General features: G+C 74.8%; 4 protein-coding genes. All 4 read right to left on the reverse strand.

Going from position 1 to position 5407, the window contains the following annotated elements; all coding sequences use genetic code 11:
- Positions 1–579: ABC transporter transmembrane domain-containing protein (locus tag N866_RS15940; protein WP_034228177.1), on the reverse strand; the 579-nt coding region annotated here is incomplete at its 3' end.
- Positions 576–2306: a thiol reductant ABC exporter subunit CydD gene (cydD, locus tag N866_RS15945; protein WP_034228179.1), complete on the reverse strand. Its 1731-nt coding sequence runs from the start codon at positions 2304–2306 to the stop codon at positions 576–578. The genes N866_RS15940 and cydD, both read right to left, overlap by 4 nt.
- Positions 2303–3322: a cytochrome d ubiquinol oxidase subunit II gene (cydB, locus tag N866_RS15950; RefSeq protein ID WP_034228181.1), complete on the reverse strand. Its 1020-nt coding sequence runs from the start codon at positions 3320–3322 to the stop codon at positions 2303–2305. Before cydB ends, cydD begins: the two co-directional genes overlap by 4 nt.
- A gap of 12 nt (positions 3323–3334) precedes the next feature.
- Positions 3335–4819: a cytochrome ubiquinol oxidase subunit I gene (locus tag N866_RS15955; RefSeq protein WP_034228183.1), complete on the reverse strand. Its 1485-nt coding sequence runs from the start codon at positions 4817–4819 to the stop codon at positions 3335–3337.
- Positions 4820–5407 lie beyond the last annotated feature (588 nt).

Genomic DNA, 5407 nt, shown 5'->3' on the forward strand with positions numbered 1-5407 from the left:
CTGCGCCGAGCGGTCCTCGGCGGCCTGGGCGGCGCGGTGCGCGAGGCGCGGGGCGACGACGCCCGCGACGAGCAGGCCCAGGGCCAGCGCGATGCCCGCGGCCGGCAGGAACACGCCGACCAGGACGCTGGAGAGCACCCCGACGACGGCTGCCACGGCCATCGGCAGCAGGCCCCGCACCACGACGTCCCCCACGGCGTCGACGTCGGCGCCGACGCGCGCGAGCAGGTCCCCGCGCCGCAGCGAGACCAGGGTCGCGGGGTCCGCGGCGGCGAGTCGCTCGTAGACACGCGTGCGCAGCGTCGCCATGCCCCGCAGGGCGACGTCGTGCGACCACAGGCGCTCGACGTAGCGCAGGAGCCCCCGGGAGACGCCGAAGCCGCGGACCGCCACGGCGGCGACGGTCAGCGCCATGACGGGCGGCATCTGCGAGGCGCGCGCGATGAGCCAGGCGGACACCGCCGCGAGCGCCACCGCGGAGCCGAGGCTCCCCGCGCCGGCGGCGACCGCGGCCACCACCCGCCGCGGCGGGACCTCGAGCAGCCGGATCGCCCGCCGCAGCGGGTCCGTGGGCCTCATGCGGTCACCGCCCGCTCCGCGAGGCCCCGGTCGGTGACGGGCGCCGGTCCGGCGGTGCCGACGCTGCGCACCCGGACCACCTCGTCCGCGGCCGCGACGAGGGTGGGGCGGTGGGCGACGAGCAGCACCGTGCGACCCTGCTCGCGCAGCCGCGCGACCGCCCGCAGGACGCCGGCCTCGGTGTCCGCGTCGAGGTGGGCCGTCGGCTCGTCGAGCACGACGAGGGGCTCGTCACCGAGCAGCGCCCGCGCCAGGGCGACGCGCTGCCGCTCACCCAGGCTGAGGCCCACCCCGCCCTGCCCGACCGCGGTCAGCCAGCCGTCGGGGCGGTCCTCCACGACGTCGAGCAGACCCACCAGCCGGGCCGCGTCGGCGAGGGCGGCGGGCGGGACGTCCCGGCCCCGGGTGACGGCCTCCCGGAGCGTCCCCGGTTCGAGCGTGGTCCGCTGCGGCACCCATGCGACCTGCCGCCACCAGGACGCGCGCTCCACGTCCGCGAGATCGACGTCGCCGACGAGCACGCGTCCGCGGGTCGGCTCGACGAGGCCGAGGACCACGCCCGCGGCGGTCGACTTGCCGGCGCCGTTCGGGCCGGTGAGGGCCACGACGCGACCCGGTCGCAGCTCGAGGTCCAGCCCGGCGGGAGCCAGCACGGCGCGGCCGGGCGCCTCGACGTCGACACCCACCAGGCGCACGGTGGTGCGCCGCAGGTCGGGCGCGTCGACGGGCGGGCGCGGACGGTCCGGGGGCTGCCCACCGGCGTCCGCCCGGGTCAGGGGCACCTCCAGCAGCGCGAAGGCGCGCGCGGCGGCACCGATGCCGTCGGTCGAGGCGTGGAAGTGGGCACCCACCTGGCGCAGCGGGAGGTAGACCTCGGGTGCCAGGACGAGCACCGCCAGGGCGGTCGTGAGGTCCAGGTGCCCGTAGACGAGCCGGAAGCCGACCCCGACGGCGACGAGCGCGACCGAGAGCGTCGTCAGCAGCTCGAGCACCATCCCGGACAGGAAGGCGACGCGCAGCGTGCCCATCGTCGCGCGGCGGTGCGCGTCGCCGAGGTCGCGCACCCGGGCGGCCGGTCCGCGCTCGCGGCCGAGGGCCCGCAGCGTCGGCACGCCGGCGAGCAGGTCCAGCACCTGCCCGCCCAGCCGGGTCATGGTCGCCAGGCGCCGGTCGGCGGCGTGCTGCGTCATCACGCCGATGAGCCACATGAAGAGGGGGACGAGCGGCAGCGTCGCGGCGATCGTCAGCGCGGCGATCCAGTCCAGCCCCAGTACGACGGCGAGGCCCGCCGGGGTCACGGTCGCCGCCAGGAGCAGCTGGGGGAGGTAGCGGACGAAGTACGGCTCCAGCGCGTCCAGGCCCCGGGTCGCGAACGTGGCGACCGACGCCGGGTCCTCCGGGAGCCGTCGCGGCCCCAGCGCCACGGCATGGCGGACGACCTGCTCGCGGAGCTCCGCGACCGCCCGGGTGGCCGCCCGGTGCGCCCACCGCTCCTGCAGGCCGACGAGGACCGCGCGCAGGCCCAGGACCGCCGCGAGTCCCGCGAGCGGCCCCGTCACCCCGGCGAGGGTGGCCCGGCCGGTCACCACGGGCGCGAGGGCGTGCGCGAGCAGGAGGGCCTGGGCGATGACCGTCGCGGCGGTCAGGGCGCCCAGCCCGGCGGTGAGCAGCACGTACCGCCGGGCCGAGCGGGCCCGTCGCAGGAGCCGTGGGTCGAGGGGCCTCACACGCGGTCGAAGGTCAGCCCCGTGTGCGCGGGGATCTGCTCCACCGTGAGGCGCTTGCGGAAGACCCAGTACGTCCAGCCCTGGTAGAGCAGCACGACCGGGGTGAGGACGACGGCGACCCACGTCATGATCGTGAGCGTGTAGTCGGTCGAGGAGGCGTTGTCGACCGTCAGGGAGCTCCCGGGCTCGAGCGCGGGCATGACGTCCGGGTACATCGAGCCGAAGACGAGCACGACGGCCGCGACGATCGTGACGGCGGAGGCGACGAACGCCTGGCCCTCCCGACGGGCGCGCGTGGTGGCGACGAGCGCCAGCAGCGCGAGGGCCGCGACCGCGGTGGCGGCCCACGTCCACGGCACCGAGTACGCGAGCTGGGCCCACACGGCGAACGCCCCCGCGACGACGAGCGTCGCGACCGCCAGCCGCTCGGCCAGCGCACCGGCCCGCTCCCGGACCTCCCCGTCGGTCTTCAGGGCGAGGAAGACGGCACCGTGGGTGAGGAACAGGAGCGCCGTCGTGGCGCCGCCCAGCAGGGCGAACGGGTTGAGCAGGTCCAGGAAGGTCCCGACGTACTGGTGGTCCGCGTCGAGGTGGACGCCGCGCACCAGGTTGCCGAAGGCGACGCCCCACAGCACCGCCGGGACCCACGAGCCGACGACCAGGGCCCGGTCCGCCCACGACCGCCATCGCGGGTCGTCGATCTTGCCGCGCCACTCGAAGGCCACGACGCGGACGATCAGCGCGAGCAGGATGAGGAACAGCGCCAGGTAGAACCCGGAGAACATCGAGGCGTACCACTCCGGGAAGGCCGCGAAGGTCGCGCCGCCGGCGGTGAGGAGCCACACCTCGTTGCCGTCCCACACCGGGCCGATCGTGTTGATGAGCACCCGGCGCTCGCGGTCCCCGCGGCCGAGCACCGGCAGCAGCATCCCGACGCCGAAGTCGAAGCCCTCCAGGACGAGGTAGCCGGTCCACAGGACGGCGATGAGGACGAACCAGACGGTGGGCAGGTCCATGGTCGTGGCCTCTCAGTACGCGAAGGACAGCGGCTTGTCGGCGCCGTCGTCGGGGTTCTGGGCGGCGAGGCGCTGCGCCTCCGGGCTCGGGTCCGTCTCGGTCGCGGCGACGCCCTCGACGGCGTAGCGGACCATGAGCCGGAACCACAGGACGGCGAGCACCGCGTAGAGCAGCGTGAAGCCGATCATCGACGTGAGGACCATGCCGGCCGGGACGGACGTGGAGACGCCCGTGGCGGTGAGCATCCACACGCCGTCGACGCCGCTCGGGTTCGGGTTGGGCGCGACCACCCACGGCTGGCGACCCATCTCGGTGAAGACCCAGCCGAACGAGGACGCCAGGAACGGCGTCGGGAGGGCGGCCAGGCCGAGCGTCCCGAACCACCGCGTCCCGACGACGGCGCGGCGGCGCAGGAGCAGTAGGACGGCCGCGGCGAGCGCCGCCGAGCCCAGACCCAGGCCGATCATGAGCCGGAAGCTCCAGTACGTGACGGCGAGGTTCGGGCGGTAGTCCACGCCCTCGCCGTAGAGCACCTCGGACCGCTCCTGCAGCTCCTCCACACCGGGCAGGTAGGAGTCGAACGTGCCGGAGGCCAGGTAGGAGGTCAGGCCGGGGACCGTCAGCACGTGCCGGACGCCCTCGCAGTCGTTGCTCAGGTCGCCGATCGTCAGCAGGGAGAAGGCGGCGCCCGTCTCGCCCTCGCACAGCGCCTCGGCGGACGCCATCTTCATGGGCTGCTGGTCGAACATGAGCTTGGCCTGCCAGTCGCCGGAGGCGGCGACGCCCACCCCGGCGGCGAGCATCGTGACGGTGCCCAGGACGACGGCGCTGCGGTACACCCGGGCGGTCGCCTCGTCGCCGCGGCGCACGGACCGCACCATCCACCAGGCACCGATGCCCGCGACGAACGTGCCGGCCGTCAGGAAGGCCGCCGTGATGGTGTGGGGGAAGGCGGCCAGGAGGGTGGGGTTGGTCAGGACGGCGCCGATGTCCACCATCTCCGCGCGCCCGGTCTCCTCGTTGAGCACGGCCCCGACGGGGTGCTGCATCCAGGAGTTGGCGGCCAGGATGAAGAAGGCGGAGAGGTTCGTGGCGATCGCGACGGCCCAGATGGTGGCCAGGTGGACGCGCTGGGGCAGCTTGTCCCAGCCGAAGATCCACAGCCCCAGGAACGTGGACTCGACGAAGAACGCGGCCAGCGCCTCCATCGCGAGCGGTGCGCCGAAGACGTCGCCCACGAACCGCGAGTACTCGCTCCAGTTCATGCCGAACTGGAACTCCTGCACGATGCCCGTCGCGACGCCGATGGCGAAGTTGATGAGCAGCAGCTTGCCGAAGAACTTCGTCAGGCGGAGCCACCGCTCGTCGCCCGTGCGGTGCCAGGCCGTCTGCATGATGGCGACGAGGGGCGCGAGCCCGATCGTCAGGGGGACGAAGATGAAGTGGTAGACGGTGGTGATGCCGAACTGCCACCTCGCCAGGTCCAGGGCGTCCACGGTGCCTCCCAGCACTCCGAGCACTGTCACGATCCGACCCGTCGACGGTAGGGAGCAGGGCGCCGGATGATCGTGGGACGAACGTCCTGCGATGTGACAGCCCGTCACCTCCGCCCAGGTCGGCGCGGCGCGCCGTCGGCCGCTGCATGGGTCCGAGGTCCCTGCTGTGCGATACTTCCGGCAAGCTCGGGGGTCGCCACACCGTCTCCCGGGCGGCAGACGACTGCCGGACGTGGTCCGCGACCGCCAGGCGCCGCCGTCCTGCACCAGCCTCCCCGGGCGACCTGTTCGCCCGGGACGGGGTCGGTGCGCCGGACAGGCTGGCGCCGGTCTCCGCCCACCCGTCCGGTCCGACGACAGACTTCCGTCGCGGCGCACCGCGTCAGTGACGACCGACCCGCCCGGGCCGGCGAGTGTGGCCGATCCGGGCCAGGAGACGTACTCCGTGGCAGACGACCGCACCCCCGAGACCGCAGCGCAGGGCACCGACAGCACCGAGCCGGGCGCGGGCACGACCGCTCCGCGGGCCCGCCGCAGCCGGCGCGCCACGAGCGCGACGACCGCTCCGCCGACCGGCGCGACCGCTCC

Source organism: Actinotalea ferrariae CF5-4, from assembly GCF_000603945.1.
GTDB classification, from domain to species: Bacteria; Actinomycetota; Actinomycetes; order Actinomycetales; family Cellulomonadaceae; genus Actinotalea; species Actinotalea ferrariae.

What these genes read in the sequence shown, in the direction of transcription:
- cydB (WP_034228181.1), bottom strand. Translation starts at nt 3,322, where the DNA reads ATGGACCTGCCCACCGTCTGGTTCGTCCTCATCGCCGTCCTGTGGACC.